Genomic DNA, 25,433 nt, shown 5'->3' with positions numbered 1-25,433 from the left:
GTGGGGACTTTTTCCATAAGTAAATTGGATGATGAAAAACAGCAATAGATAGCGGCGAATATGACACCGCTATAGTGCTAATTAACCTAAGGCTGCTGAATATGTATCTGCTTAACAGGGCAAGGGATCTCGATATCGGCCTCTTTAAGGGCTTTAAAGAGGGCCGCGTTGGTTTGGTATTTGTCTTGGTAATAACTTTGAGTCGCCACCCAATAGCGAACACCTATCTCAATACCAATACTGTTAAAGTCATTTACGCCAACTTGGGCTTTATCACCCTGATAGACGATTGAGCTGTCACTTAAGACTTTAGCGAGTAAGTTTATGACCTGCTGGGGATCGGCCTGATAACTGATATTTAATTTGGTTTCGACCAGCTTATTGGCGAAGGAGTTATGTAAGATCTCACCGACAATATGCTTATTGGGGATGTTGATCTCTTCACCTTCTTCATTGGTTAACACCGTCATACCAAGGTGAATGTCTTTAACTAAGCCGCCGACTCCTTTAACTTCGATGGTATTACCTACTATGAAAGGTCGAGTCACAATAATGGTAATTCCGGCTGCATAGTTAGATAGCATTCCCTGTAAGGCTAAGCCAGCACCGAGAGAGGCGGCACCGATTGCGGCAACCATCGGAGTGACACTAATACCTAGCTTGCCTAAAGCTATCACTGCCACCATCAGTATGATTAAGATGCGGACGAAGTTACTGGTAAAATTACTCAGGGTGATATCGATTTCATGCTTTTCGAAAATTCGCGTGACCAGGTTGGCGGCTTTAGAGGCGAGCCACAGGCCAATTAAGAAGATGATGATGGCACCAAGAATACTAAAGCTATACTGCACCAAAAATTCGGTTATCGCGGTATAGGCATTTTGCAGCTGCGCGATTTCTTGGTCTAATCCTTGCTCATTCATTTTTGTATCCTTCTGACAACCTTTCCCGATTAGCTTACTGAAAATACACTAGTTTGTAACTTATATTTTATATGTGTATTGCTATAGGAGGGGTTTGTTTTGTAGTGCGGACGCTTTGCGTGAAGAGGATCATGCTTTGCCGCTAAGTTTACTGTTGGTCTTTAAAGAATAGGTTACTCTTTTTGTTAATACTAATTAGCCGAGTCCAATTATGAGAGCCGTTATTTTTGTTTTATCTAGCCTATTTGCCACATCGGTTTGGGCAAGCACCTATCAAGTTGGCGACCAAATTATTGATATTAAGTTGCAAGATCAACATGAAGCGCAATATCAGGTCGATAGCAGCACAACTCGGGTTTTATTTAGTCGTAGTATGGATGGCGGAACTGTTATCCAAGAGGCGCTGGAGGCTGAACCTGAGTTGGTGAAAGATACTGGCCTGATTTATGTGGCGGACATCAGTGGCATGCCATCTTTGATTGCACGTTTTGTCGCTTTACCTCAGTTTAAAAAGTTTCCATATAGAGTGGCGCTGGATAACGAAGGTGAGCTAACTATGCCTTTGCCTGCGCAAAAGGATCAAGCGACCTTGGTTGAGCTTAATAATAACCAGATAACTAAGATTGCTTTCTATGAGACAGCTGATGCGCTGTTAGCAGACTTGAAATAGCATCATCTACTTTATAAATGTATAAACACAGTTAGAAGATAAAAAAGGGCGCTCAGCGCCCTTTTTTCTTCTAACTGCTTTAAGCAGAATGCCCCTTCAAAATATCGTAGATCTCTTCTTTTAAATGTAGCTTCTTAAGCTTGAGTTTATGCAGCTCTGAGGTGTAGTCGCTAGCGATGTTTTTCTCCAGATTCTTTATCTCCTCATCGAGTTCGTTATGCTTGTGAAACTTCTTCTGAAAATGGCTATCAGATGTCTTTAGTTGGCTGATAAGTTCTCTGTATTCTGGAAACATGCAGGCGTCCTTTTTAGCGGTTTTTTGCGGATAGTTCATTTGGTACAGTTTTAAATTACCGCGATTACTTGCTGCTAAATGTGATGTCGATCAAATTGTGAGCGATTAGAAATACACGTTGGAGCCGGAGATATTTTTGCCATGATGCCCCATAAATAAGCTTCAGAAATGAGCCCAGAAAACTTGCGATCCTAGTGTAACGGCTTCGCTTGAAGGAGCTAGCTAAGCTGTTGCTAACCTGTAACTTATTTCTTGTCAGCTAGGGTCTAGGATCTTAGTGTTATTGTTTATCAAACCTCATCTTTCATGGCTGGCAGTATGGCCAGTAACTGCTATATTCTAGCTCAGAGTCTAAGTTGATTTAGTAACTAGATTACGACAAATCATTTACTCTTGGCGGAGAAAGTGTGATCGACTTAACCTTTTTAGCGCCAAGACTAGGTTAAAGTCGCTTCAATTAGATTTATAAATTCAAAAATGAAAGGGGTTTTCACGATGTCTGATGTATTTCATTTAGGCTTAACTAAAGAGATGTTAGATGGTGCTAGTTTAGCGATCGTGCCAGGCGATCCTGAGCGTGTTAAGCGTATTGCCGAGTTGATGGAGAATGCGACATTTTTAGCGAGTCACCGTGAATATACCAGCTACTTGGCATATATCGAGGGTAAGCCTGTTGTCGTTTGTTCAACGGGTATTGGTGGTCCATCGACATCGATCGCCGTTGAGGAGCTAGCCCAGCTTGGTGTACGTACTTTCCTTCGAGTAGGTACCACAGGTGCGATTCAGTCACATGTGAATGTGGGCGATGTGATTGTGACTCAAGCGTCGGTGCGTTTAGACGGCGCAAGCCTGCACTTTGCGCCGATGGAGTACCCAGCGGTAGCAAACTTTGAATGTACAACGGCTATGGTTGAGGCGAGCCGCGAAGCGGGCCTTGAGCCACATATTGGTATTACAGCTTCATCAGATACCTTCTACCCAGGCCAAGAGCGTTACGATACCGTTTCGGGTCGTATAACGCGCCAGTTCAAGGGCTCAATGCAAGAGTGGCAAGACTTAGGTGTGCTTAACTACGAGATGGAGTCTTCGACGCTCTTTACCATGTGTGCTTCACAGGGATGGCGCGCGGCATGTGTTGCCGGCGTGATTGTTAACCGTACTCAGCAAGAGATCCCAGATGAAGCGACAATGAAGAAAACCGAAGTCAGTGCGGTTTCTATCGTTGTGGCAGCGGCTAAAAAGTTACTTGCATAACCGCGATTTAACCCAATAAAAAAGGCGCCGATGGCGCCTTTTTTGTTTACTGTGATCCGTGCTAGAAGTGGTACTTAGCGATCACCGAGTAAGTGTTCTGATCGATACCATCGACACCGTATTTATTTTTCCAGTAATCATATTCGATACCGACAAATAGCTTGTTTTTCTGATGCTCGCCTAGTACTACCGCACCTAGGTCATACTTAAGCTGTGGGTTGAAGTGGAAGTTCGTCTCGTAAGCTGCGTCATCAGCTGCAAATACCCAGTCAATGAAACCGTCGAAGACGATATTCGAGTTACCGACAGGGAAATCCATTCTAAATGCGGGCGTTAACTGCCAACCATCACTGATGTTATCGCTGCTGATTGCGTGTCGACGGTAGGTATTAAGCTGGAAGTAGCTAAAGTATGGGATCTTGATATCCATACCGACACCGTACAGGAAGCTCTTTACTGGGCCTTCACCCTCTTCAAGTGTGAGTGCTAGCGATAGATCGGTTACAGGACCAAAACCTACTGTTTTACCTAAAATTTTGCCTGCACTTAAGCGAGTAGAGATCTCACCATAGGTGGTGTTGTCTTTGCTGACATTTGAGCCGTTAAAGTAAGTCACGTCTTGGAAGGCAAACCAGTCGCCATATTTCCAATCACCAGCGGTTTCAAAGGTTAAGGTTGTCTGTTTTTCTGATGGCGCGAGGTCGTAGTTTTCACCGTATAGCGCAGTGACACTCACATCCCACCAGTTAACCATATTGTCAGCCATTGCTGTTGGGCTGACTAGCAAAGCCAAACAAAGTAATTTCTTGTTCATCGTAAAACCTTTTATTTTTATAGGAGCTTAGGGCGCAGTAAGTTATTAAATAATAAACGTGAGTTTTGCTGGCGGGGAATATAGGCGTAAAGTGAACAATGTTCAAAGGTTTTGTCATTCTTTTTGAGTTGGATAGCATGCGCTTAGCGTAAGTTGTTGATAGTTGCGTTGTTGATATTGCAGGTTGTGGTTGGCGATTGTCTTTAAATGTGAATTCACTTGTAGATGATGCGCATTTTAACTGTCGGGAAATTGATGCTCACTCTGGCAAGCTAACAATTTGATTATGTGTTGGGGGTCGTTATCTTAACTATCGGGTGACATAATATGTCGCATAAAACCTGTGCAACTGATATAGTCATCTGAGGCTCTTTCATTTCAGGGGGAAATATGGAGTTTTCAAATCCGATAATAATTTGGGCATGTATTGGGGTTATCCTCATGCTGGCGGAGATCATTTTACCGGGCGGTATTGTGATCCTCTTAGGCACAGCTTGTCTTGTTGTTGCTGCAGCCTTGGCTATAGGTTTAGTCGAAGGCATAGTACAAAGCTTAACACTGTGGTTTATTGCCTCAATGGTGTTACTGTTACTCTTTCGTCAAGTCACACAAAAGTTGGTCGGCGGTGATGCTCATGTCGGTAATACCGATGAAGAACTCGACATTTACGGTCAACTCGCTGTCGTCAAACAGACCATAGGTCCGGCGCAAAAAATGGGGCGGATCGAATTTCAAGGCTGTGAATGGTCGGCATTGGGAGATGGTAGCGAGATTGCGGCAGGCTCTCAGGTTAGGATTATCTGCAGAGATAATATTGCGCTAGTGGTTGAGCCTATCAAGGCTGAAGAAGAGCACTTCGTAGAAAAGTAATTGGTTTAAGTAAGGAAGGGATCTCTATGTTCGCATTTACATTCTTTGTTCTATTTGTCTTTTTTATCCTCTATAAGTTGTTGTTAATTGTGCCTATGCGTGAGGTCAATGTGATTGAACGTTTAGGTAAGTTTCGCACCGTGCTTCAACCCGGGTTTCACTTTTTGATCCCGTTTTTTGATCGGGTAGCCTATAAGCATGAAATCCGTGAGCAGGTGCTCGACGTGCCGCCACAAAGCTGTATCTCGAAAGATAATACCCAGCTAGAAGTCGATGGCTTAGTTTACCTCAAGGTGATGGATGGCAAGCTTGCCAGCTACGGTATTGAAGATTATCGCCGCGCGGCGGTAAACCTAGCACAAACCACCATGCGTTCAGAGATAGGTAAGTTAAGTCTGAGTCAGACATTCTCCGAGCGAGATAGCCTCAACGAGTCGATAGTACGAGAAATTGATAAAGCATCGGATCCCTGGGGGATCAAGGTGCTGCGTTATGAGATTAAAAATATCACCCCGTCACGTAAGGTGATCCATACCCTAGAGAAGCAGATGGAAGCGGAGCGCAGTAAGCGCGCCGAGATCACGCTGGCCAATGCAGAAAAAGCCGCGATGATTAATCTGTCAGAAGGTGAGCGCCAAGAAGCGATTAATCTCTCTGAAGGTGAGAAACAGCGCCGTATTAACGAGGCAAAAGGTACCGCGCAAGAGATTGCCATTATTGCCCGTGCTAAGGCCGAAGGCATGGAGCTGGTTTCTGCCGCGCTCGCCAAAGAGGGAGGGCATGAAGCGATGAACATGCAGCTTAAAGAGCAGTTTATTGCTCAGGTTGGCAAGATCTTGGGTGAAGCGGATGTGTCAGTGGTACCCGCTGAGCTGGCTAAAATAGAGGGATTCTTTGAAGGTATGGAGCAGGTTACTCACGCGGTGTCTGCCAATTCAGTGAAGGGAGCACGCTAATGATCATCTCAGGAATAGATACCGATTTAATTGTAATGGCTATCTGGGGCCTAATCTTTGCCATCTTCGTGGTTAAGCTGTTTCAGTCTATTCGATTAGTGCCGACAAAATCGGCCTATATCGTTGAACGCTTAGGTAAATATCATTCAACCTTAGACGCGGGCTTTCATGCCTTAGTGCCTTTTGTCGATAAAGTGGCTTATATTCACGATCTCAAAGAGGAGACTATCGATGTCCCTCCACAGGAGTGTTTCTCTTGCGATGAAGTGAATGTCGAAGTCGATGGGGTTATCTATATCTCGGTGGTTGATCCGGTAAAGGCCAGTTATGGCGTTACCGATTACCGCTATGCGGCAATTCAATTGGCGCAAACCACGACCCGTAGCGTGATAGGCACCCTAGATCTGGATCGCACCTTCGAAGAGCGCGACGTGATTAGTGCTAAAGTGGTCGAAGTGCTAGATCAAGCAGGTGCCATGTGGGGCATTCGGGTGCATCGCTATGAGATTAAAAATATCACTCCACCTGAAACCGTCAAAAATGCCATGGAGATGCAGGTAAATGCCGAGCGTGAGCGTCGCGCGCTATTGGCAAAGAGCGAGGGTGATAAGCAGAGTAAGATTAATCGTTCTGAGGGGATCAAGACTGAAACGATTAACCACTCAGAGGGTGAAATGCAGCGCCGTATTAACGAGGCAGAGGGTAAGGGCGAGGAGATCTTAACCATTGCCCGGGCCACGGCTGAATCGATCGAGCGTATGGCCACCGTTATTGCAGCGCCGGGCGGTAAGAACGTGGTGCGCATGCAGCTCGGGGCGCAGTACCTTAAGCAACTTGACGGTGTCAGCTCTGGACAGAGTAAGGTGATTCTACCTGGCAATATGATGGATTTTGATCACTGGATGAATAGCATCGGCTTGGAAGAAGATAAGCAATAGCGGGCTCGGCCAAAGGTGACTCATTACGATGCTAGATCCTTCTTTAGGGTCTAGCATTTTCATTAGTGGACTTGTAAATGGTCTGTTTTTATTCCTATTCGCTTAAGAGGGGCCCGATGGCATTCGATGATAAGTTTAGACTCAGTAGTCACGCGGTTATCTTAAAACCCGGCTCATCAGATCCAAGGGTATTATTACTAAAGGCTAGCTATGGTGACTGTCGCTGGGGGCTACCTGGCGGGGCTTTAGAGCCTGGAGAGACGATTCACGAAGCACTTTTGCGAGAATGCCAAGAGGAGCTAGGTGTAGCCGTTAAGGTGAATTACCTAAGCGGAGTCTATTACCACCGAGCGTACGACTCACAGGCCTTTATCTTTCGATGTGAACTTAGTGACCAAGACAGTATTAGGCTTAGTGATGAACACAGTGAGTACCGTTTCATGCCGTTATCCGAGCTCTCCAATGTTCAGAAGCAGAGAGTTATCGATTGCTTAGACTACAATGGCGCCGTGGTCAGTCGTAAATTCTAATTGCTGCTTCTGCCATGCCTCACATGGCCGTCAGGGGAATAGGGTTGTCTTGAGTCGCAAGATTTTCGTGGATCTCCTTATAGTGAGTGCCAATTTCGAGTAACTCCTCGAAGGGCACCGGCTTACTGATCAGAAAGCCTTGAGCATAATCACACATCATAAAGCTAAGCTCATCTAACTGTTCTTGAGTCTCGACCCCTTCGGCAATCACCCTGATCCCTAGAGCGTGAGCCATCTCGATGGTGGCGATGATCAACTCGTTACTCTTACCGTCTTTGTTCATATCGTTAATAAAGCTGCGATCAATTTTTAGGATCTCAAATGGATAGGTTCTTAGATAGCTTAGTGAGGAATAACCGGTACCAAAGTCATCCATGGAGATACAAAAACCCGCATCACTTAGCTGTTTTAAGGCATCCAAGGTATAGGCGTGACCACTTAGTAGCACCCCCTCGGTTATTTCAAGCTCCAGATCCTCAGGGCGCATGCCGAATGTGTGCACTAGGTCTGTGATGCTTTGTACTAGGTTTGGATTTCTAAATTGCCTTGGAGAAAGGTTAATGGCGACTCGAAAGTCGTCATTAAACTTCTTTTGCCAAGTGGACGCCGCCTCTAACGCACATTTAAGAATAAAGTCGCCCATCAGCTCAATGACTCCAGTCTGCTCGGCAATAGGAATGAACTCGGCGGGTGATACGTTACCTAGAGTCGGATTATTCCAGCGCAGCAGGGCTTCGGCGCCCATGATGCTACCATCTCTGATATCGAGTTGAATTTGAAAGTGAGCCCGGAGTTCACCCCGTTCGAGAGCGCCGTGGATCTGTTCCTCAATTGCTAGGCGGCGTGACACCTCTTTATTCATCGCATGGGTGAAGTAAGAGTAGGTATTTCTACCTATGCTTTTGGTGTGATACATGGCCGAGTCGGCATTTCGTAACAGCTCGGATGGCGTTAAGCCGTCATTAGGGTAGATGGCGATACCTATGCTGGCGGTTAGGACTAACTGTCTGTTATCGATATAGAAAGGCTTTCTAAACCCGCCAATGAGGTTCTCTGCTAGGGGTTGTGCGTCACTGGCACTTGATAGGCCATCTAGCAATATGATGAACTCATCTCCTCCCAAACGGCCAACGGTATCTTCGGCTCTGGTGACATTAAGTAAGCGTTTCGATGCGCTGATAAGGAGCTGATCGCCCGCTTCGTGGCCTAAGGAATCATTGATTTTCTTAAAGTCGTCGAGATCGAGAAAGATAACCGCTAGCATCTGGCCATTTCTTTCACTGGCTTCGACTAACTGCTCGAGCCGCTTGAGTGCTAAAAAACGGTTGGGTAGGTCGGTTAAGCTATCGTAATGGGCTTGGTGGCGAATAAGCGCTTCTGCCTCTCGGCGTTCACTATTGTCATAAAAAGAGATCACTGCACCACTTTTGTTGTCCTTTAGCGCGAGAGGCTGCGATTTGTAATCCACAGGAAAGCTACTGCCATCGGCTCGCCAAAAAATATCTTCTTTAACCTCTCCATTACCGAGTTGCAGTGTCACTTCAGTAGAAGCGCTGCTTTGATAGATCAGCTCATGCATATTGAAGTTTAGTAGTTGTGCGGGGCTGGAATACCCGAGTAATTGGGCGCAGAGGGGATTGGCAAAAATACACTTTCCTTTATCGTCTATGGCATAAATCGCAACGGCTGCCGACTCAAGCACGGCCTCAAGCAGGTGCCCACTTGTTTGTACTTCCTTTTGAATCAGATCTTGATCGGCTGTGACCGTTCTGTTTTTGCAGAGTTGTTTTCGCTTTGCTTTTAATTCATTTAATGAGTGGAGCTTAGTGACATTGGACTGAGTCTTAGGGAGCTGTTCTATATCAAGCTCACTGTCGTCATTCGACAGAGATGGCTGCTGGTGGAAATGTAGCCAGAGACCGCCGAGTAAGGCGATATTTGCCGATAAGAGTAAGGGGATAATAATCTGTATTACTGGGCTTGGTGATGCAGAGCTAAATATCCAAAGCATGCCTAGGGTAACGGTCAAAATCGTCATGAGAAGGCAAAGAAGCCATGGATTTATTGTCAATTTATTACTGATTTGCATACATCACATCCAGAGTTTGATAATGAAACTTTATCTCTTTCGACTGAATCGAGTAGGATTAAGGCTGCTGATAAGAGCAAGCTGTTTGTGAAGTTAACTGACAAGGTCTAGGACTAGGTGCGTAAGCTACGCTGGAGAATGTTTGCTGGGCTATTGGATAAGTCATATTTAGTCCTTTAAAAGTTCAGAAATCACATCCGTTGATTAACTGCTGGCTATAAGTATAGGACCTAAATTCAAAAATGGTAAATACGCCAAATGTAACAAAACATCAGTTTGAATTATAGCTACTTTTCACTAGTAAATTTGGGTTGGCCTAGAAAACCTTAATTGAAAATGACTGTAATTATGAATGATTAATCGAGTGAAAGAGCTAAATATGACTATTGAAAGAATTGAAACTGCTACCCGTATGAGCCGCATTGTTAAGCATAACGGAACCATCTATCTATGTGGTCAGGTGGCTAAGGATGCTGAGCAAGGTATTGCGGAGCAGACTCGTACCATGTTGGAAAAGGTTGATAGCCTACTCGAGCAAGCTGGTAGTGATAGAGAGCATATCCTGTCGGCAACCATTTACATCAAAGATATGCAGTATTTTGCTCAGATGAATGAAGTGTGGGACGCATGGGTACCCGCTGGCCATGCACCCGCTCGTGCCTGTGTTGAAGCCAAGATGGCCCGTGATGCACTATTGGTTGAGATCTCTGTGGTTGCAGCAGAAAAAGCTTAACCTTAGTCTTAACCTGACTCCATTACCGAAGTGAAAGCTCACTTCGGTAATGGAGCCTCTCCTTCCTCGCTCCACCCCATTGTGGGAATCCTATCCCCGAGTTAGTCGATTCTGTTATACTGCCCGCCTGATTTTTTGGAGGCAATAATGGACGTATCTTCTTTACTAGACGGCCTAAACGACAAGCAGCGCGAAGCTGTTGGAGCACCACAATCCAGTATGCTGGTTTTAGCGGGTGCAGGTAGCGGCAAAACGCGGGTGTTAACCCACAGAATTGCCTGGTTGATGCAGGTTGAACAGCAAAGCCCTTATGCCATTTTGGCGGTAACCTTTACCAACAAAGCGGCAAAAGAGATGCGTGAGCGTGTAGAAAAAGTGGCTGGTGGCAATATGAGCCGGATGTGGATAGGTACTTTCCACGGTTTAGCGCACCGTTTACTACGCACCCATTATAAAGATGCGAATCTGCCTGAAAGCTTCCAGATTTTAGACTCAGACGATCAACTGCGTCTGATCAAACGCATTTTAAAGAGCCTTAACTTGGATGAGAAACAGTATCCGCCAAGACAAGCCCAAGGCTATATCAACGGTAAGAAAGACCTAGGTCTACGCCCATCGCATATCGATGCGGGCGGTTTTCCGATTGAGCAAAATTTACTGAAGATCTACCAGATCTATCAAGACTCCTGTGATCGCGCCGGTCTGGTGGATTTTGCTGAGATCTTACTCAGAGCTCATGAGTTATGGCTCAACAAGCCCCATATTTTGGATCACTACCAAGATAGGTTTAAGCACATCTTAGTGGACGAGTTCCAAGATACCAACGCCATCCAATATGCCTGGATCCGCGTGCTTGCTGGCTCAACGGCTAACGTGATGATCGTTGGTGATGACGATCAGTCAATCTACGGCTGGCGCGGTGCACAGGTGGAGAACCTACATAAGTTTTTAGCCGATTTCCCAGCCGCGCAAACCATTCGTTTGGAGCAGAACTATCGCTCGAGCGGTAACATTCTGAACGCATCGAACGAGCTAATCGCCAATAACCCAGATCGTATGGGCAAGAAGCTGTGGACCGATGATAAAGACGGTGAGCCGATTGGCCTGTACTGTGCTTTCAATGAGATGGATGAGGCGCGCTTTATTGTTGGCCGCATCACCGATTGGCAAGATGAAGGGGGTAAGCTCGAAGACTGCGCTATTCTTTATCGCTCTAACGCCCAGTCACGGGTGTTGGAAGAAGCTTTGCTGCATAAAGGTATCGCCTACCGTATATACGGTGGTCTACGCTTCTTCGAACGCCAAGAGATTAAAGACGCCATGGGTTACCTGCGGCTAATCAACAACAAGAATGATGATGCCGCTTTTGAGCGTGTGGTAAATACCCCAACCCGTGGTATCGGCGATCGCACCTTAGAGATCATTCGTACCACGGCACGCCAGCAGGAGATGACGCTCTGGGAAGCGAGCCTTCGCCTACTAGAAGAGAAGGTTCTAGCAGGCCGAGCTGCAAACGCTGTACGTGGCTTTATGGACTTAATCATCGCCATGAGAATGGACACCGATGAGCAATCGCTGCACCGCATGACAGACCACGTGATTCAAACCTCGGGTCTAAAGGCGATGTATGAAGCAGAAAAGAGCGAGAAGGCGCGTGCACGTGTCGAAAACTTAGAAGAGCTGGTCACCGCTGCCCGTAGCTTTGTGATGCCTGAAGATCTAGAAGATATGGGCGAGCTCAACGCTTTCTTATCTCATGCGGCGTTAGAAGCGGGTGAAGGTCAAGCCGACGAATTTACCGATGCAGTGCAGCTAATGACATTGCACTCGGCTAAAGGTCTTGAATTCCCTATGGTGTTTATGGCTGGCGTAGAAGAAGGTCTATTCCCGAGTCAGATGGCGATAGATGAGGGCGACCGCCTCGATGAAGAGCGCCGCCTATGTTATGTGGGTATGACCCGTGCCATGCAGAAGCTGTACATTACCTATGCTGAATCACGTCGTATTTATGGCCGTGAGAGCTTTGCTAGACCCTCGCGCTTTGTTAAAGAGATCCCTGAGCAATATGTGCAGGAGATCCGCATGCGAACTCAAGTTTCAGCGCCAGCAGTAAGCAGTCGCTTTAGCAAGCAAGATGATAGCTTTAATGATTCAGGCTTTAAGATTGGTCAACGTGTTATGCACCCTAAATTTGGTGAGGGCACGGTGACTAACTATGAAGGTAGTGGCGCACAGGCACGTATTCAGGTTAACTTTTTCGATGTAGGTAGTAAGTGGTTAGTGATCGCTTACGCACGCTTGGAGTCGTTATAACCGTTACGGTTTACTAAGGCTGAGCTAAGACTCAGCCTTATTTTTAGCCGATAAAACCTGCACCGATTTTATTTATCTCATTACTGGTTGAATACTGTTACAGCTCAGTCATAATGCGGTTACAAAATTAAAGGCCGAAGACGTTGTAGGAGAGCCTAATATATGAATCTTAGGGATAAACTTGATGTCTATATGCGACTCGCGCGTATGGACCGTCCCATTGGTACCTTGTTGCTATTATGGCCTTGTTTGATGGCCTTAACTTTTGCCGCAGCTGGCTTACCCGATCTTAAAGTCTTTATCATCTTTGTTATCGGAGTGGTGGTAATGCGAGCCTGTGGCTGCATCATCAACGACTATGCCGATAGGGATCTCGACTCCCATGTGGAGCGTACTAAAGCTAGGCCGTTAGCCAGTGGTGAGATCTCCAGTAAAGAAGCGCTGTTGCTATTTGTCGTTATGGCGCTATTTGCCTTTGGACTAGTGCTGCTGCTTAACCCTTTAGTCGTTAAACTCTCCGTTGTCGGTATTATTCTTACCATCATCTACCCCTTTACCAAGCGTTATACCAATATGCCGCAGATGTTTCTCGGCACAGTGTGGAGCTGGTCTATCCCTATGGCCTACGCGGCGCAAACGGGGACGGTTCCTGCCGAGGCGTGGTGGTTATTTGCCGCTAACTGGTGCTGGACGGTGGCGTACGACACCATGTATGCCATGGTAGACAGAGACGATGATCTAAAAGTTGGCATCAAATCGACCGCCATTTTGTTTGGCCGCTATGACAGACATATCATCGGGGCTTTTCAACTCGCGGCACTGAGCTGTTTTATTATCGCGGGGCTAGTGGCTGGACGAGGCGAGATCTACGCCTTAGGCATTGCGGCCTTTATTGGCTTCGGCCTGTACCAACAAAAGCTGATCTATGGCCGTGAACGTGCGCCATGTTTTACCGCTTTTCTCAATAATAACTGGGCTGGCATGGTGTTATTTGCCGCGCTGACGCTGGATTATTTAGTGTTAGGTTAGTCCCTTTGCTTAACATAAAAAACGCCTCTCACTAGAGGCGTTTTTTATGTTTGATATCCACAGAGATTCAATCTGGCAGTGCCCTATCTGCGCTCAAGCGCACTTTCGTATACCTGCGCACTGAAGATCCCTGACTATACTTATCACTAAGACTTTAAAGGTTCACAGCAGGACATTAAGTATCTGCGATGCTCGGATAACTAAGCTGAGACAGAGGCCGTTAATCTGAGCTCATTAAGCTGAGGCAGTTACGCTTAACTGTCTTAATTAGTGCCGTGAGGAGCATTGTTTCGGTCATGCTATCTAAAGTTACAAATGGATTTGAATGCGACAGGGGGGAATAATGTCATCTTGGGTTACCGCTTATGAAGCAGACCAGTGGGCGCACTATGAATTAGGCTTACTGCTTATCGCGGTTTTTATCTTGCTTATTTGGTTGTTGGTTTGTCGCCTTAAGGCGCAAGGCTTCTTACGTTGGAGTCTGGCCATCGTTAGCTGTGTTACGTTAATGGGCTTGTGTTTAACCAGTCGAGTCGATGCCCTGCAAATCAGCTCGTTATTGACGATGGGGAAGAATATTGAGGTGCTCAATGGTGAGTACCGCTACGGTGAGTATCACTTTCCTCATAGCTCTCGTTATGGCATAGATTTTCGCGAAATCCATATCGGTGAGCGGATCCTAAAGCTCTACCACAGCGGCTACTTAAAGCACAGTCGCTGCTATCGCGATTTCTATAACAGCAATCAATTTAGTGACAATATCGAGCTGCGGTTATATATCTATTGGTACGAGTATGAGCTGATCCATAAGAGTGCGAGAGTTCGGCTCAAGACACCTTGTATCCTAAAGATTGAGCAGCGCAATATCGGCTAGCATGCCTACTGGCTAACCCCCACCTCGTGATTAAACAACCAGTCCATACCATGAATGGCCGAAGTCGCGAACGCGGTGGCGTGATGAGCTTCACCGATAATTAATAGCTTGCTGTTTAAATCGGGGTTGTTCACTTCAAGATTGTTCAGTAACGCCTTAAAGTGCTGAGCGTCGGCCACCATATCGTGTTCTGAGTCCCCACCTTCACCGTTATGCTCTAGTGCACCGATGCCGATAAAGACATTGGCATCGATCTCCTTGAGTGAAGCGATATTCTTGGCGAACTGAGTCAGAAAGTGTCGCTCTTGCCACCAAAGAGAGGGGCTGCCTAGCAGATAGTTACGAAACAGCTCGGGTTGCTTTAGCAAAATATAGGCGCCAAACAGACCGCCTAAAGAGTTACCGACATAGGTTCGCTGGCTGGGATCAACGCGAAAGTTCTGCTCCATATAGGGGATGATTCCATCTCGTAAGAAGCGCATGTGTCGGTCGGCACCACCAGTGACCTTCTTCCAACTGCTATCGACACTAGGCGTGTAGTCTCTAACGCGGCTGTGATCACTCCTAAGGCCAAGCTCCCAAGAGATCCCGACTATGATAGCCGGTTGCATCTGCTTTGAGTTCATCGGGAAACGAGTGACACCGGACATGATCTGGAAGGTATACATGGCATCGGTGAGGTAGATGACCGGATATAACCTGTCTCTATTTTCCGAGGCTTTATAGCCCTTAGGCAGCTTGATATAGAGCTTATAGGTGCGCTCTTGATCGTTAATCTGCACCGTATGACTGCGGGGAATGCTAAAGGGGGTGGTTAAGTGTGCTGTGGCTTCAATGCTACGGTTATTGGCGAATGCGGAAGCAGAGAGCATGCTGAACAATGGCAAACTCAATAGCAATAAGCTAACAAGGATGATTTTAATTCGCAAGGTTTGCCTCTCTGTTTGCCAAACGTGAATATAGCTCCCAGCTTAGCCTTTTATTTGTACAAAATCTGCTGAAATTGATGCCGCTTATATCGATTTTTTACCTATATACGCAGTAGCGCCGATGCTGGAACTAAGAGTAAGCAGAGGCTATTGTCACTACTTACTCAGGTTTAACCTTTTGGTTTAAGGCTTAGGCTAGTTTAAGGTTAAGCCTTAACGAGTTTTTCTAGATCCGCAGGGCGGTAATATACCGACTTGAGTACCTTGCCTTGGCGAACCACTTTACCCGCCATTTCGACGTCTTTAGCGCACTTAGCTATGATGAAGTCGCCCTTAGTGCTACCGACAATTTCCACCCCTTGCTTAGCGTAAAAGGCGATGGTCTCTTCAAGTTCTTGCTCGTTACGGCACACCTTACTCATGTTACTCGAGTGGACTTCATCCCAACAGGTGACGAAGTCAATTTCACGGTTCTTGGCAACGTGCAGCAGGAGATCGATAACATAGCTGATCTCGAGTCTATCGCTGACTTGAGTTGCGCCCAGATGGACCAAGCGTCCCATCAATACGTACACAGAGTCGACGATGGCATCGGCCTGCTCTACACGGCTGTCGGCTTCGGCCAGCTCGGTGAGCTCTTCGATAGCTAAGGATGTGTGCAGCGTATCGGCTTTATCATCTAGCGTATTGCTGTCCTCGATCGGTAGGTCGAAAGTCATGCGGAACTCTCGAATATCGCGATAGAGGTGATCGTATAGTGGCTGATCTAAAGCGGATAATTTCATCGGTAATGTGCCTTTGCTGCTAATGTGAATAATCAGGCGACATATTAAAGAAGTGATTGCTTAAATGAAAGCATCCGCAGGCCAGTGATAAGCTCTTACAAGGCGGAAAATAGAGTTAAGTTGCAAGTTCTGAGTTTATCTATGCTGGATTACGTAATGCCGCGTAGATGTAAAACCACCTCGGCTTGGAGCCTTTGGATGAGTGTCTGTGTGTGCTGATGAGCCATATCTAACTCAAGCCAGCCGTCAGTCCCCATGATCGAAAATTGACTGATAGCGATTATTTGCCCTTGGCAGATCTCTCCTTCGAGCTTAATGATGCCAATACTGGTGTTTAACCGGCTGATGCTAAATTTTTGCATAAAGGCTTGTCGTTCACTTGTTTCTCTCATTAAACCTATCTGTATCTGTTTTCTATTAACTTTGCAAAATTGTTGGTTTTTTAACTTATTGCTCATCTTACACTGAATTTTTATCAACCCTAATTGTGCTCCTTAAAAATGTTCTTTCTCTGCATGCTTAATCGCTATATGCCATTTTTGCTGAATTGCTAGGCTTGCTCGTCACATTTGCATCCGCTGTTGACTCTTCATCACGGGGCGCTGCGCTAGACGATGTTGTTAATTTTATGTAAGGATGTGGTTCCAGCCTAAGCACGTTAGTTTGTTTTTTAGAGATAAAGCGATTTTGTTTTAGAGAGTTAATTTCAGAAAGAGTGCTTAGGTCATAAGAATAAGAAAAGGATGTAATATGAGCTCAAATAATGATCTTCAACAGTCAGAATCCGTGACAATGGATCCGCTGCAAGATAGCAAGCATTCCGTCCCCACTCTGCTCGATGCACTCTTACCTATTGTCGCCTTGGTGATAATGCTCACCGCCGCCGTTTACCTATTTTCCTCCGACAGCTCCTATGGTGCTAACCAAATAGCCTTGATTATGGCCGGTTGTATAGGCCTATTAATCGGTTGGAAAAATGGTTATAGCTGGGCGGAGATGGAGCAGGGCATAGTGCGCAGTATCGGTGTTGCCACCGGGGCGTTACTGATCCTATTTACCGTCGGTTCGCTCATTGGCACTTGGATCCTCGCCGGTACAGTGCCGACGATGATCTATTACGGTATGTTGGTGTTAAACCCCGAATATTTCTACGCAGCATGTTGCCTGCTGTGCGCCGTTGTTGCCATCAGTATCGGTAGTTCGTGGACCGTTGCAGGCACCTTAGGTATTGCCTTAATCGGTGTGGCATCTGCGATGGGGCTCAGCGTGGAGATCACCGCCGGTGCGATTATTAGTGGTGCCTATTTCGGTGACAAGATGTCGCCCATGTCTGATACCACCAACTTGGCTCCAGCCGTAGCCGGAACCGATATCTTTAGTCACATTCGCCATATGGTCTGGACTACGACACCCAGTATCATCATCGCGATGATCTGCTTCCTGTTATTAGGTTTTAATGCTCAGGCAGGCATAGAGAGTAATGATTTTGAGATGACACTCTCCTTGATCCAGACTCAATTCAATCCCGGCATTCATCTGCTGTTGCCGCTGCTGGTGGTATTTATCTTAGCCTGGAAGAAGGTACCGGCCTTTCCTACGGTGATCATAGGTACGATTGCGGGAGCGGTCTGTGCGGCGCTGTTTCAGTTCGATAATGTGGTTAAGTTCGCCAGTGATGAAACCTTGACGCCAGTTGTCGCGCTGGTCAAAGGGATCTGGGTGGCGATGTTTAATGGTTATAGCGCCGAAACTGGTGATGAGGTGTTAGACAGCCTACTGAGTCGTGGCGGCATGAGCAGCATGATCAACACAGTGTGGCTGATCCTTTGCGCCATGACATTTGGTGGCATCATGGAGGCCACTGGATTATTAAAGCGTATTTTGCAGAGTGTTCTTGGATTGGTGAAGTCTAGCGGTAGCCTGATGATCACCACGATAGCCAGCTGCATCGGTGCCAACCTCATCACCGCCGATCAGTTTATCGCAATTGTGCTGCCAGGGCGTATGCTCAAGGTGGAATATGCTAAGCGTGGATTAGCGCCAGTTAACTTAAGTCGTACCCTAGAGGACTCGGCGACGATCACCAGCCCACTAATACCGTGGAACACCTGTGGCGCGTATATGGCCAGTACCTTAGGGGTTGCGACAGTCGCTTACCTGCCATACGCCTTTTTCAACTTAGTGTGTCCGCTGATCAGCGCGGCTTATGCTCATTACGACTTTAAGATTGAGCGATTGTCCCCGGAGGCGGAGCAAGCTCTGGCTTAATTGTTTTCTATCGGCCAAAAAAACGCCTTGTCGTTTGGGATACGACAAGGCGATGGCATAGCCTAAGATCACCATGGAGAGGTGAATTTACCCACCGAGATGGGTGTTTAGCGAGGAAAGCAATGTTCAAATCACCCTAGGACCTAGGACCTAGGACCTAGGACCTAAAATCTAAACTTAACGGTGTGCATATTTGGCGGTGAGCTTCTCAAGATACGGCTGCACCTCTTTGTCACCCCAATCAAGGTAACCACGTAGGAAGCCAACTAGGTTGCCTGAACCGTCAAATACATAGGTGGCAGGTACCACGTCTGCTGGCATCACCTGGTCGATAGTTTTCTTCGGATCTAACCAAGTTTGGTAATGACCAAGTTCATGGCGGTCTAGGAAGGCCTGCACCTTGTCACTCTCTTCATCGATAGAGATAGGCACCACTACCAAGTCGTTATTCTTGTTCACCTGACGGATATTTTCCATCTGTGGGATCTCTTTAATACAAGGTGCACACCAAGTCGCCCACAGGTTTACCAATACCAATTTGCCCTTAAATTGCTTGAGGTTTATCTTTCCACCCTGAGTGTCGGTAAAGCTCACATCGGGCACGGCGCGAGCGGACTGCATCTCGATAAAGCGTGACATGATCAGTGGTTTTTCAATCGCTTTACCTGTGTTGTAGACCTTTTTCGTGACCACTTGGGCCTGCGCTGGCATAAGTAAAGACGAGAAAACCAGTAAGCAGCTGAGTAAATGTGTTTTATTCATAGGTATTACCATTAGTATCTTGATGTTTACGTTGTTCACGGATTAATACGGCGGCGATGCCAACAATACCGAGAAGCAGAAGAATGGGGCCAAACCAGAGCAGGGCAGTAGCCGCCGAAAAGCTAGGTTGATACCTGATTTTTTCGCCATAGCGCTGCACCAGAAAATCGATGATCTCAGCCTTTGACTCACCTTGCTCTAGCATCAAAAAGATCTGTCCCTTCAGCTCACTGGCGATAGGCGCGCCTGAGTCAAATAGGTTCTGATTGACCGACATCGGGCAGCGTAGCTCATGGGCAATCTCAAAACCCAAGTCACGAATTTGGTCTGGGGTGTAATGGATTTTGTCTGAGGCCGCCTGAGCCGAGATGCTGATACAAAGCAAGATGGCTAGGCCTGCCAGTAAGCCAGCTAGCGTAGATGTATATGCTTTGCTCATGCTAGCTCCTTAGCTTCGAGTGTATTGGCTGTAGCTGTGTACTGCATTGTTTTCGATCTCGCCTGTGTGCGACTTAGGCTATAAAGACCCGAGAAAGCGGCGATACCGCCACCGAACATCATCATCAAACCACCAATCCAGATCCAACAGGCCAACGGCTTATGGCTGATGCGTACAAGGTATTCCGTCTCGCTAAGTTGCTGACCACTGGAGACATATAGATCTCGGGCAAAGTTGCGCATGATGCCCGCCTTTGAGACCTCCATAGCGTTCGTTTTAAAAGTTTGACGTTGGGGCGTGATATAGCCGATGAAGTTGTCATCGCTATCGGTGACACGAATATTGGCCTGAATAGCGGTATAGCTAGTGGCATCGACATCGACAGTATCTTCATAGACAAAGGTGTAGCCTGCCACGACCTTACCTTGCCCTGGCCCCATTCTGAGTAGTTCTTGGGTTTCAAAGTTAGACACGGCGGTCGCACCGATAATGCTTACCGCTACACCCAAATGAGCGATCAGCATGGCTGCTTTCTTAGCAATCTTCGCAGTGCCCTGCGAACGTAAGCTAAACACTAAGTAGCCAAGGGTGAGGAATATCCAGCTCGCTGAAGTGACACCAATCCATACCCAAGGGTTAAAACCGTCGCGGGTTTGCAGCGCAAAGAGAATACCGATCGCGGCTGCGGCGGCAAATAGCAACAGTAACGGCTTTAGCGGCTTAAGCGATTGTTTCTGCCACTTGAGCAAAGGGGCGGCACCCATTAATAGTACGGCGACAAAGGTTAATGGCACGAACATGCTGTTAAAGTAAGGGGCACCAACTGAAAGCGTCCCAAGGTTTAATAGCTCAAATAGCAAGGGGTAGAAGGTGCCCAGTAGCACCGAAATCGCCGCCACCACTAACACGATATTACCCAGCAGAATCAAGCTGTCGCGGGAGACGAGCGCAAAGTCTGATTTTGATTTTATCAAGTTAGCCTTTAGGGCAAACAGGGTCAGTGCACCACAAACAAAGACGCCTAAAAGGAACAGAATAGACATACCGCGAGTCGGGTCTGAGGCAAAAGCGTGTACCGATTGCACTATGCCTGAACGTACTAAGAAGGTGCCTAGCAAGCTTAAGGAAAAGGCTAGCAGGCAGAGCAATAACGTGGTGACCTTAAAGCTGCCGCGATGCTGACTCAGTACCACGCTATGCAAAAGTGCTGTGGCCACAAGCCAAGGAATAAAAGAGGCGTTTTCTACCGGGTCCCAGAACCACCATCCACCCCAGCCAAGTTCGTTATAGGCCCACCATGAACCAAAGGCATTACCACCGGTTAGAAATACCCACGCCATTAATACCCATGGGCGCAGGTAGCTAGCGTGTTGCTGAGTAAACTTGCCGCCAAGCAAAGCCGCAATTGCCGCTGCAAAGGTAATCGTCAAGCCGACATAGCCGAGGAACAACATCGGCGGATGGAAGATAAGACCTATGTCTTGCAAAATGGGGTTAAGGTCGCGCCCTTCTATCGGGAAGTTGGGTAGTAAGCGGGCAAATGGATTTGAGGTGAACAGCATGAACAGGTTAAAGCCAGCAATCACAAACGCCAATATAGCAATCATGCGCCCAATAAATAACGGGTCCTGATAGCGTGATGAGAACACGATTAAGCAGCCCCAAATCGCGATTGCGACCACCCAAAATAGCATAGAGCCTTCATGGCTGCCCCAAACTGCGGCGACCTTGTATAAAGTGGCTAACTGAGTGTTGGAGTGGTTGGCAACATAAGCCACCGAGAAGTCATTGGTAAGAAACGATATCAATAGACATAAAATAGAGGCGCTAATGGTGACCGTCATCAGGGCGGTGAGCGTCTTTACATAGCTAAATAGATAGCTATTTTTAGTATAAGAAGCATAGAGCGGAATAAATGACAGCATTAAGGCTGACACCGTACTAATAATTAGAAAAATAAGTCCGAGTTCTGGAATCATCTTATTAAATTCTCTATGTTCTAAGAAAATGTTGTGTAAATATAATTTGCTTTTAAACGTTGGTGATTATTTGGCTTTATAAATGGTTGCGCGTTAAATGATCGGCTAATAAAGTTGATCTCAATTAACACTCTTTTAAATTATCTTTATTTTAGCCATTCTATTTAAGCCGGATCTTACTCGTTTGGCTTAGGGTAGGTTATATTAGTGAAGTGTTTTGTGACCTCTCTAGCCTTTATCAAACCCCATTCCACATCTGATATTTTTTCATATGTAAATAGCCTTTTTTTACAAGCTTTTAGATATCAAAAAAACGAATTACAAGTGAAAAACCTGCGCCATATATTGGTGTAAGTTATTGTTTTAATTTTGTTTTCAGCGATTTTTTACTATCTGTATTTTCCTAGATCTCATTTTTTGCGGTGACGCATATTTTTCGCAAAAAAGATGTGGAAAATAGCCTCAACTCAATTGTTCAGTGGTTCAGCTAAACAAGAGAGTGCCTTAGTTGAATGATGATGAAAATACTATAACTAGGTTATAACTAGGAGTGATGATGAAAAGTTGGAAACTTAAAGCAGCCGCAAGCGTGCTGTTTTGTTTCGGCGCTGTTGGTGCTGTAAATGCCGCTGGTGGCAAGTACAATAGCGTTCCTGAAATGGGTGAGTCTGCTAAGAATGCAATTGCAAACTATGCAGGTACAGAGAGAACGATAGGTGTTAAATCACTGCACGACTATATTGTTCAAGAAGATGAGTTATTTGATTTCTTATTTCAAAACCATCCAATGTTCAAATATCAAGAGGAAGGCAACTTAATTGGTGATTACCATATTAGTGACCGTGGTGAAGAATATTTAGATACTGGCGGAAGCCAGGCATACAGTAAGCGTGTGGGTCGCCCAAGTGCGGTTCAGTACCGTCTAGGTGCCAAATCGACATTGGATTTCCCAAACAACTTCGTTGGACCTGAGAAGTGTGGTGAGTGTCACGCGACTCAGTTCGAGAAATGGCAACGTTCGCGTCACGCAAACGTAGTTCGTTTCCCAAGTGAAATTACTGATAAAGAAGTACCAAACGGTGACTTGAACGCCAAGCTATACGGTAGTGAAGCTTCTATGCTACCAGATGGTGTTCGTGCTAACGACGTGTACGCGATTATCGGTACACCACGTACTAAGTACGGCTTCCTTGACTCATGGCTAGTTCGTGGTACTTACCACGTACGTGACGGTCTGTTATCTGAAGGCACAGGTAAGATGGTTGCCGGTGGTAACCAGTTCTCTCGTGGTTGGGCTGAATGGCTAACTCCTGAGATGGCTAAGAAGATTAACAAGGCAATCCCTGAGTTCCCAGTGACGCTAGAAGAGTTTGGCGCATCAGGTTCTCACCAGTGGGGTATGACTTCATACGGTGCTAAGTACGAGAAAGAGATGCTATTCCAACCAGGCAGCTCTTACTGTGAAATGTGCCATACCTACAAGTTTGACTTCCAAAACAAGCAAGAGTTCTTCGACGCACTTGGCGATGCTAAGAAGCTTCAAGAGCACACTATCTCTAAGGGTATCTCTTGTGAAGAGTGTCATGGCGCGGGCGGTCACTTAGATGGCGGTACTGGCGGCATGCAGTCTAACTGTGAACGTTGTCACCAGCGCTTCTTCTTCGTTGATGAGCTAGCTGACACAGAACAGGCACAAGAGAAGATGGAATACGCGTTCGGCGTATACATGAAGTCTGCTTGTCCATCATGTGGTACTGAAGGTTCACAGATGTTTGCTTCTGCTCACTACGAGAAAGGCATGCGTTGTACTACCTGTCACGATCCACACGAAGTGACTGATGGTGACTTCCTATCTGGTTTCTCTAAGCCAATGCTGAAGAAAGACTGTGTTGACTGTCACGAAGCGCAAGCGCTAATCGCTGACAACACAGACACTCACAGCAACCAAACTTGTCAAAGCTGTCACATGCCTAACATGGGTAGCTGTGAAAACTTCGCTGCGATTCAGTTCCCAGACAACGCAGGTTTCGATGCCGTACGTCGTTCACACATGTGGAAGATCGATATCGACCCAGAGCGTAAGACTCTGAACCCACCTGCTGGTCAGCCACGTGATTCAAGCGTTAAAGGCTGGACTGTTGCTAAGAACGAAGAAGGTCACAACTACTTAGACTTAATGTGGTCATGTGCTCGTACTGCTATCTCTGACAAAGACGTTGTGGATAACAAGGGTTGTCACAGCCCATTCCAGTCTGAGCTAGAAACTGGCATGCACTACAACGACCAGCTAGAGATCTACGGCGAAGTGATGAAGATGCAAACACCTGTTAAAGAGGTGTACGCACAAGTTGAACAAGCTCTTGAGCGCATCGATACGCTACTAGAAGTGACTAAGCTGTCTACTGCAGACAAGACTGAAGTCCTAATGCTAGCTGAGAAAGCACAAGAAACTATCGACCTAATCAAGAAAGATGGTTCATGGGGTGTTCATGGCTTCCGTTACAGCCAGAAGCGTCTAGACGCAGCCCTAACTTATGTTACCCAAGCTCAGAACATTCTAGACGGTGTTGGTTACAGCGCTAAAAAGATGTAATTGAGTTAATACCTGCCTCAACCTAGGTGCGCTTAGGTTGAGGTAACTAAGAGAGAAACTATGAATAGAGTACTGGGAAGTGTCGTTTTCACCGTCTTTTTGTCAATGCTATCGGCGGGCAGTTATGCCGGCGGTGGTCAAGAGATGGGCCCTGCTAAATATTATGATGAGCCGTTAAATACGATCACCATGGTAGAAGCACAGACCTTAGTGGGCAAAGAGGGAGTCTACTTCTTCGACGTCAATACATTGGAGTTATGGGCTGAAGGATTCATTCCAGGCGCTGTTTATTTCAACGTAAAAAATTGGAAAGACTTGCTGCCAAAAAACAAGGATGCACTCATGGTTTTCTACTGTGCAAACCGTCTTTGTAATGCCAGTGAAATTGCTGCTCGACACGTGATGAAGTTGGGGTATACCAACGTTCTGCAAATGCCTGATGGGATCTACGGCTGGCGTTTAGCGAATCGAGTAACAGAAAAGCCATAACGGATTATGTAAATTTATTTTTAGTGAGATTAATTGTATGAAAAAGCTTAAAAAAAGTGTATTGGCCGTTGTGTCTTGTCTAACCATGTCAGTATCGGTGTCGTGTTTCGCTAATAGCGACCTGACCACTGACGTTGAAAAGGAATCGTACAGTATCGGTGCTTCATTTGGTCATCATATCTCTAGTCAGATTTATGGCCAAACTCAGCTAGGCGCTGAAGTAAACATGGATGTGTTGGTTGGTGGTTTACTCGATGCTTTAAAGGACGAAACTAAAATGTCTAAAGAAGAGATCGTCACTTACCTAAATCAGCGTGCTGAAACGCTAAATGCGGCCAAGCAGGTCAAGTTAGATGCACTGACAGCTAAAAACTTAGCTGCTGGTGAGGCTTTCATGGCTGAAAACCGCAAAAACAGTCAAGTAAAGCAGACGGAGTCTGGTTTGCAATATGAAGTGCTAACTATGGGTGAAGGCAAGATGCCGCAGGGCAATGATGTTGTCACCGTGCACTACAAAGGCAGCTTGATTGACGGCACAGAGTTTGACAGCACTTACGACCGTAACGAACCGAACCGTTTCTCATTAGTTACCGTTATTGAAGGCTGGCAAGAAGGTCTTGCCTTAATGCCTGAAGGGTCAAAATTTAAGTTAACAGTTCCGCCTGCACTTGCATACGGTGAACGTGTTGTTGGCATGATTCAGCCTCAATCTACTTTGGTATTTGAAGTGGAATTGGTCAAGGTTGAAGAGCCAGGTGAGAACTCTCACGGCATGGGTCTAAGTGGCATGGGTATGGGCGGCATGATGGGCGGCATGATGGGCGCCAATCCACACAAATAAATTTGATATTAATTATTGATATAGAGTCAAAATGAATACCTTGCTTATAAGTATCTCAAT

The 25,433-nt window shown here is 46.3% G+C and carries 24 protein-coding genes; 14 read left to right on the top strand and 10 right to left on the bottom strand.

Features of this window, described 5'->3' with window-relative positions; genetic code table 11:
* Positions 1-86 precede the first annotated feature (86 nt).
* Positions 87-923, bottom strand: a complete 837-nt coding sequence (locus tag L1D44_RS01090) for a mechanosensitive ion channel family protein (protein ID WP_239888461.1) — start codon at positions 921-923, stop codon at positions 87-89.
* A 211-nt stretch (positions 924-1,134) separates the two neighbouring features.
* Here L1D44_RS01090 and L1D44_RS01085 point away from each other — a divergent pair, with 211 nt between their 5' ends.
* Positions 1,135-1,593 carry a hypothetical protein gene (locus L1D44_RS01085; protein ID WP_239888459.1) on the top strand — a complete coding sequence of 153 codons (459 nt, stop codon included), beginning with the start codon at positions 1,135-1,137 and terminating at the stop codon, positions 1,591-1,593.
* A 79-nt stretch (positions 1,594-1,672) separates the two neighbouring features.
* Here the strand turns inward: L1D44_RS01085 and L1D44_RS01080 are convergent, their stop codons facing one another.
* Entirely contained in the window at positions 1,673-1,888 is a 216-nt protein-coding gene (locus tag L1D44_RS01080) for a DUF465 domain-containing protein (protein WP_239888458.1), read from the bottom strand.
* Positions 1,889-2,383: 495 nt separating this feature from the next.
* Here L1D44_RS01080 and udp point away from each other — a divergent pair, with 495 nt between their 5' ends.
* Positions 2,384-3,142 carry a uridine phosphorylase gene (udp, locus tag L1D44_RS01075; RefSeq protein ID WP_239888457.1) on the top strand — a complete coding sequence of 253 codons (759 nt, stop codon included), beginning with the start codon at positions 2,384-2,386 and terminating at the stop codon, positions 3,140-3,142.
* 61 nt (positions 3,143-3,203) lie between these two features.
* Here udp and L1D44_RS01070 read toward each other — a convergent pair whose 3' ends face one another.
* The gene (locus tag L1D44_RS01070) at positions 3,204-3,956 is read right to left on the bottom strand and encodes an outer membrane protein OmpK (RefSeq protein ID WP_239888456.1); all 753 of its coding nucleotides are present in this window, start codon (positions 3,954-3,956) and stop codon (positions 3,204-3,206) included.
* A 390-nt stretch (positions 3,957-4,346) separates the two neighbouring features.
* On the opposite strand from L1D44_RS01070, the gene L1D44_RS01065 reads away from it, so the two are divergent.
* From L1D44_RS01065 to L1D44_RS01050, 4 genes are all read left to right on the top strand, one after another.
* Positions 4,347-4,826, top strand: coding sequence for an NfeD family protein (locus L1D44_RS01065; protein WP_239888455.1), 480 nt, complete (start codon positions 4,347-4,349; stop codon positions 4,824-4,826).
* A 26-nt stretch (positions 4,827-4,852) separates the two neighbouring features.
* A complete protein-coding gene (locus L1D44_RS01060; RefSeq protein ID WP_239888454.1) occupies positions 4,853-5,782 on the top strand; it encodes a slipin family protein in 930 nt (309 codons plus the stop codon).
* Between the two features lie 2 nt (positions 5,783-5,784).
* On the top strand, positions 5,785-6,720 hold the full coding sequence (locus L1D44_RS01055; protein ID WP_239888482.1) for a stomatin-like protein: 936 nt from the start codon (positions 5,785-5,787) through the stop codon (positions 6,718-6,720).
* 116 nt (positions 6,721-6,836) lie between these two features.
* Positions 6,837-7,250, top strand: coding sequence for an NUDIX domain-containing protein (locus L1D44_RS01050; RefSeq protein ID WP_239888453.1), 414 nt, complete (start codon positions 6,837-6,839; stop codon positions 7,248-7,250).
* A 19-nt stretch (positions 7,251-7,269) separates the two neighbouring features.
* On the opposite strand, the gene L1D44_RS01045 is transcribed toward L1D44_RS01050, so the two are convergent.
* Positions 7,270-9,288 carry an EAL domain-containing protein gene (locus L1D44_RS01045; protein ID WP_239888452.1) on the bottom strand — a complete coding sequence of 673 codons (2,019 nt, stop codon included), beginning with the start codon at positions 9,286-9,288 and terminating at the stop codon, positions 7,270-7,272.
* A gap of 430 nt (positions 9,289-9,718) precedes the next feature.
* Here L1D44_RS01045 and L1D44_RS01040 point away from each other — a divergent pair, with 430 nt between their 5' ends.
* From L1D44_RS01040 to L1D44_RS01025, 4 genes are all read left to right on the top strand, one after another.
* Complete coding sequence (locus tag L1D44_RS01040) at positions 9,719-10,072, top strand: RidA family protein (RefSeq protein WP_220767842.1); 354 nt, start codon at positions 9,719-9,721, stop codon at positions 10,070-10,072.
* 147 nt (positions 10,073-10,219) lie between these two features.
* Positions 10,220-12,385, top strand: coding sequence for a DNA helicase II (gene uvrD, locus L1D44_RS01035; protein ID WP_239888451.1), 2,166 nt, complete (start codon positions 10,220-10,222; stop codon positions 12,383-12,385).
* A 162-nt stretch (positions 12,386-12,547) separates the two neighbouring features.
* A complete protein-coding gene (ubiA, locus tag L1D44_RS01030; protein WP_239888450.1) occupies positions 12,548-13,414 on the top strand; it encodes a 4-hydroxybenzoate octaprenyltransferase in 867 nt (288 codons plus the stop codon).
* Between the two features lie 343 nt (positions 13,415-13,757).
* A complete protein-coding gene (locus L1D44_RS01025; protein ID WP_239888448.1) occupies positions 13,758-14,288 on the top strand; it encodes a hypothetical protein in 531 nt (176 codons plus the stop codon).
* Positions 14,289-14,293: 5 nt separating this feature from the next.
* Here L1D44_RS01025 and L1D44_RS01020 read toward each other — a convergent pair whose 3' ends face one another.
* The 3 genes from L1D44_RS01020 to L1D44_RS01010 all read right to left on the bottom strand — a co-directional run bounded on the left by L1D44_RS01020 (position 14,294) and on the right by L1D44_RS01010 (position 16,394).
* Entirely contained in the window at positions 14,294-15,217 is a 924-nt protein-coding gene (locus L1D44_RS01020; RefSeq protein WP_239888445.1) for an alpha/beta hydrolase-fold protein, read from the bottom strand.
* Between the two features lie 206 nt (positions 15,218-15,423).
* Positions 15,424-16,002 carry a nucleoside triphosphate pyrophosphohydrolase family protein gene (locus L1D44_RS01015; RefSeq protein ID WP_239888443.1) on the bottom strand — a complete coding sequence of 193 codons (579 nt, stop codon included), beginning with the start codon at positions 16,000-16,002 and terminating at the stop codon, positions 15,424-15,426.
* Between the two features lie 149 nt (positions 16,003-16,151).
* The gene (locus L1D44_RS01010) at positions 16,152-16,394 is read right to left on the bottom strand and encodes a hypothetical protein (RefSeq protein ID WP_239888441.1); all 243 of its coding nucleotides are present in this window, start codon (positions 16,392-16,394) and stop codon (positions 16,152-16,154) included.
* Positions 16,395-16,752: 358 nt separating this feature from the next.
* Here L1D44_RS01010 and nhaC point away from each other — a divergent pair, with 358 nt between their 5' ends.
* Complete coding sequence (nhaC, locus tag L1D44_RS01005) at positions 16,753-18,270, top strand: Na+/H+ antiporter NhaC (RefSeq protein ID WP_239888439.1); 1,518 nt, start codon at positions 16,753-16,755, stop codon at positions 18,268-18,270.
* 177 nt (positions 18,271-18,447) lie between these two features.
* On the opposite strand, the gene L1D44_RS01000 is transcribed toward nhaC, so the two are convergent.
* From L1D44_RS01000 to L1D44_RS00990, 3 genes are read right to left on the bottom strand one after another with little or no spacing between them, the layout of a single operon-like run.
* Entirely contained in the window at positions 18,448-19,032 is a 585-nt protein-coding gene (locus L1D44_RS01000; RefSeq protein WP_239888438.1) for a TlpA disulfide reductase family protein, read from the bottom strand.
* Positions 19,025-19,471: a cytochrome c-type biogenesis protein gene (locus L1D44_RS00995; protein WP_239888436.1), complete on the bottom strand. Its 447-nt coding sequence runs from the start codon at positions 19,469-19,471 to the stop codon at positions 19,025-19,027. Before L1D44_RS00995 ends, L1D44_RS01000 begins: the two co-directional genes overlap by 8 nt.
* Positions 19,468-21,450: a heme lyase CcmF/NrfE family subunit gene (locus L1D44_RS00990; RefSeq protein ID WP_239888435.1), complete on the bottom strand. Its 1,983-nt coding sequence runs from the start codon at positions 21,448-21,450 to the stop codon at positions 19,468-19,470. The genes L1D44_RS00995 and L1D44_RS00990 overlap by 4 nt, the downstream gene beginning before the upstream one ends.
* Positions 21,451-22,006: 556 nt before the next feature.
* On the opposite strand from L1D44_RS00990, the gene L1D44_RS00985 reads away from it, so the two are divergent.
* Genes L1D44_RS00985 through L1D44_RS00975 form a run of 3 tightly spaced genes read left to right on the top strand, consistent with a single transcriptional unit; the run spans position 22,007 to position 25,373 of the window.
* On the top strand, positions 22,007-24,043 hold the full coding sequence (locus tag L1D44_RS00985) for a multiheme c-type cytochrome (RefSeq protein ID WP_239888481.1): 2,037 nt from the start codon (positions 22,007-22,009) through the stop codon (positions 24,041-24,043).
* A gap of 60 nt (positions 24,044-24,103) precedes the next feature.
* A complete protein-coding gene (locus L1D44_RS00980) occupies positions 24,104-24,532 on the top strand; it encodes a rhodanese-like domain-containing protein (RefSeq protein WP_239888433.1) in 429 nt (142 codons plus the stop codon).
* 37 nt (positions 24,533-24,569) lie between these two features.
* Positions 24,570-25,373, top strand: a complete 804-nt coding sequence (locus L1D44_RS00975) for an FKBP-type peptidyl-prolyl cis-trans isomerase (protein WP_239888431.1) — start codon at positions 24,570-24,572, stop codon at positions 25,371-25,373.
* Positions 25,374-25,433: the final 60 nt, after the last annotated feature.

This window comes from Shewanella sp. Isolate13, from assembly GCF_022398325.1.
In the GTDB taxonomy this organism is placed as follows: Bacteria; Pseudomonadota; Gammaproteobacteria; order Enterobacterales; family Shewanellaceae; genus Shewanella.
This window is presented reverse-complemented; position numbering and strand designations above follow the sequence as displayed.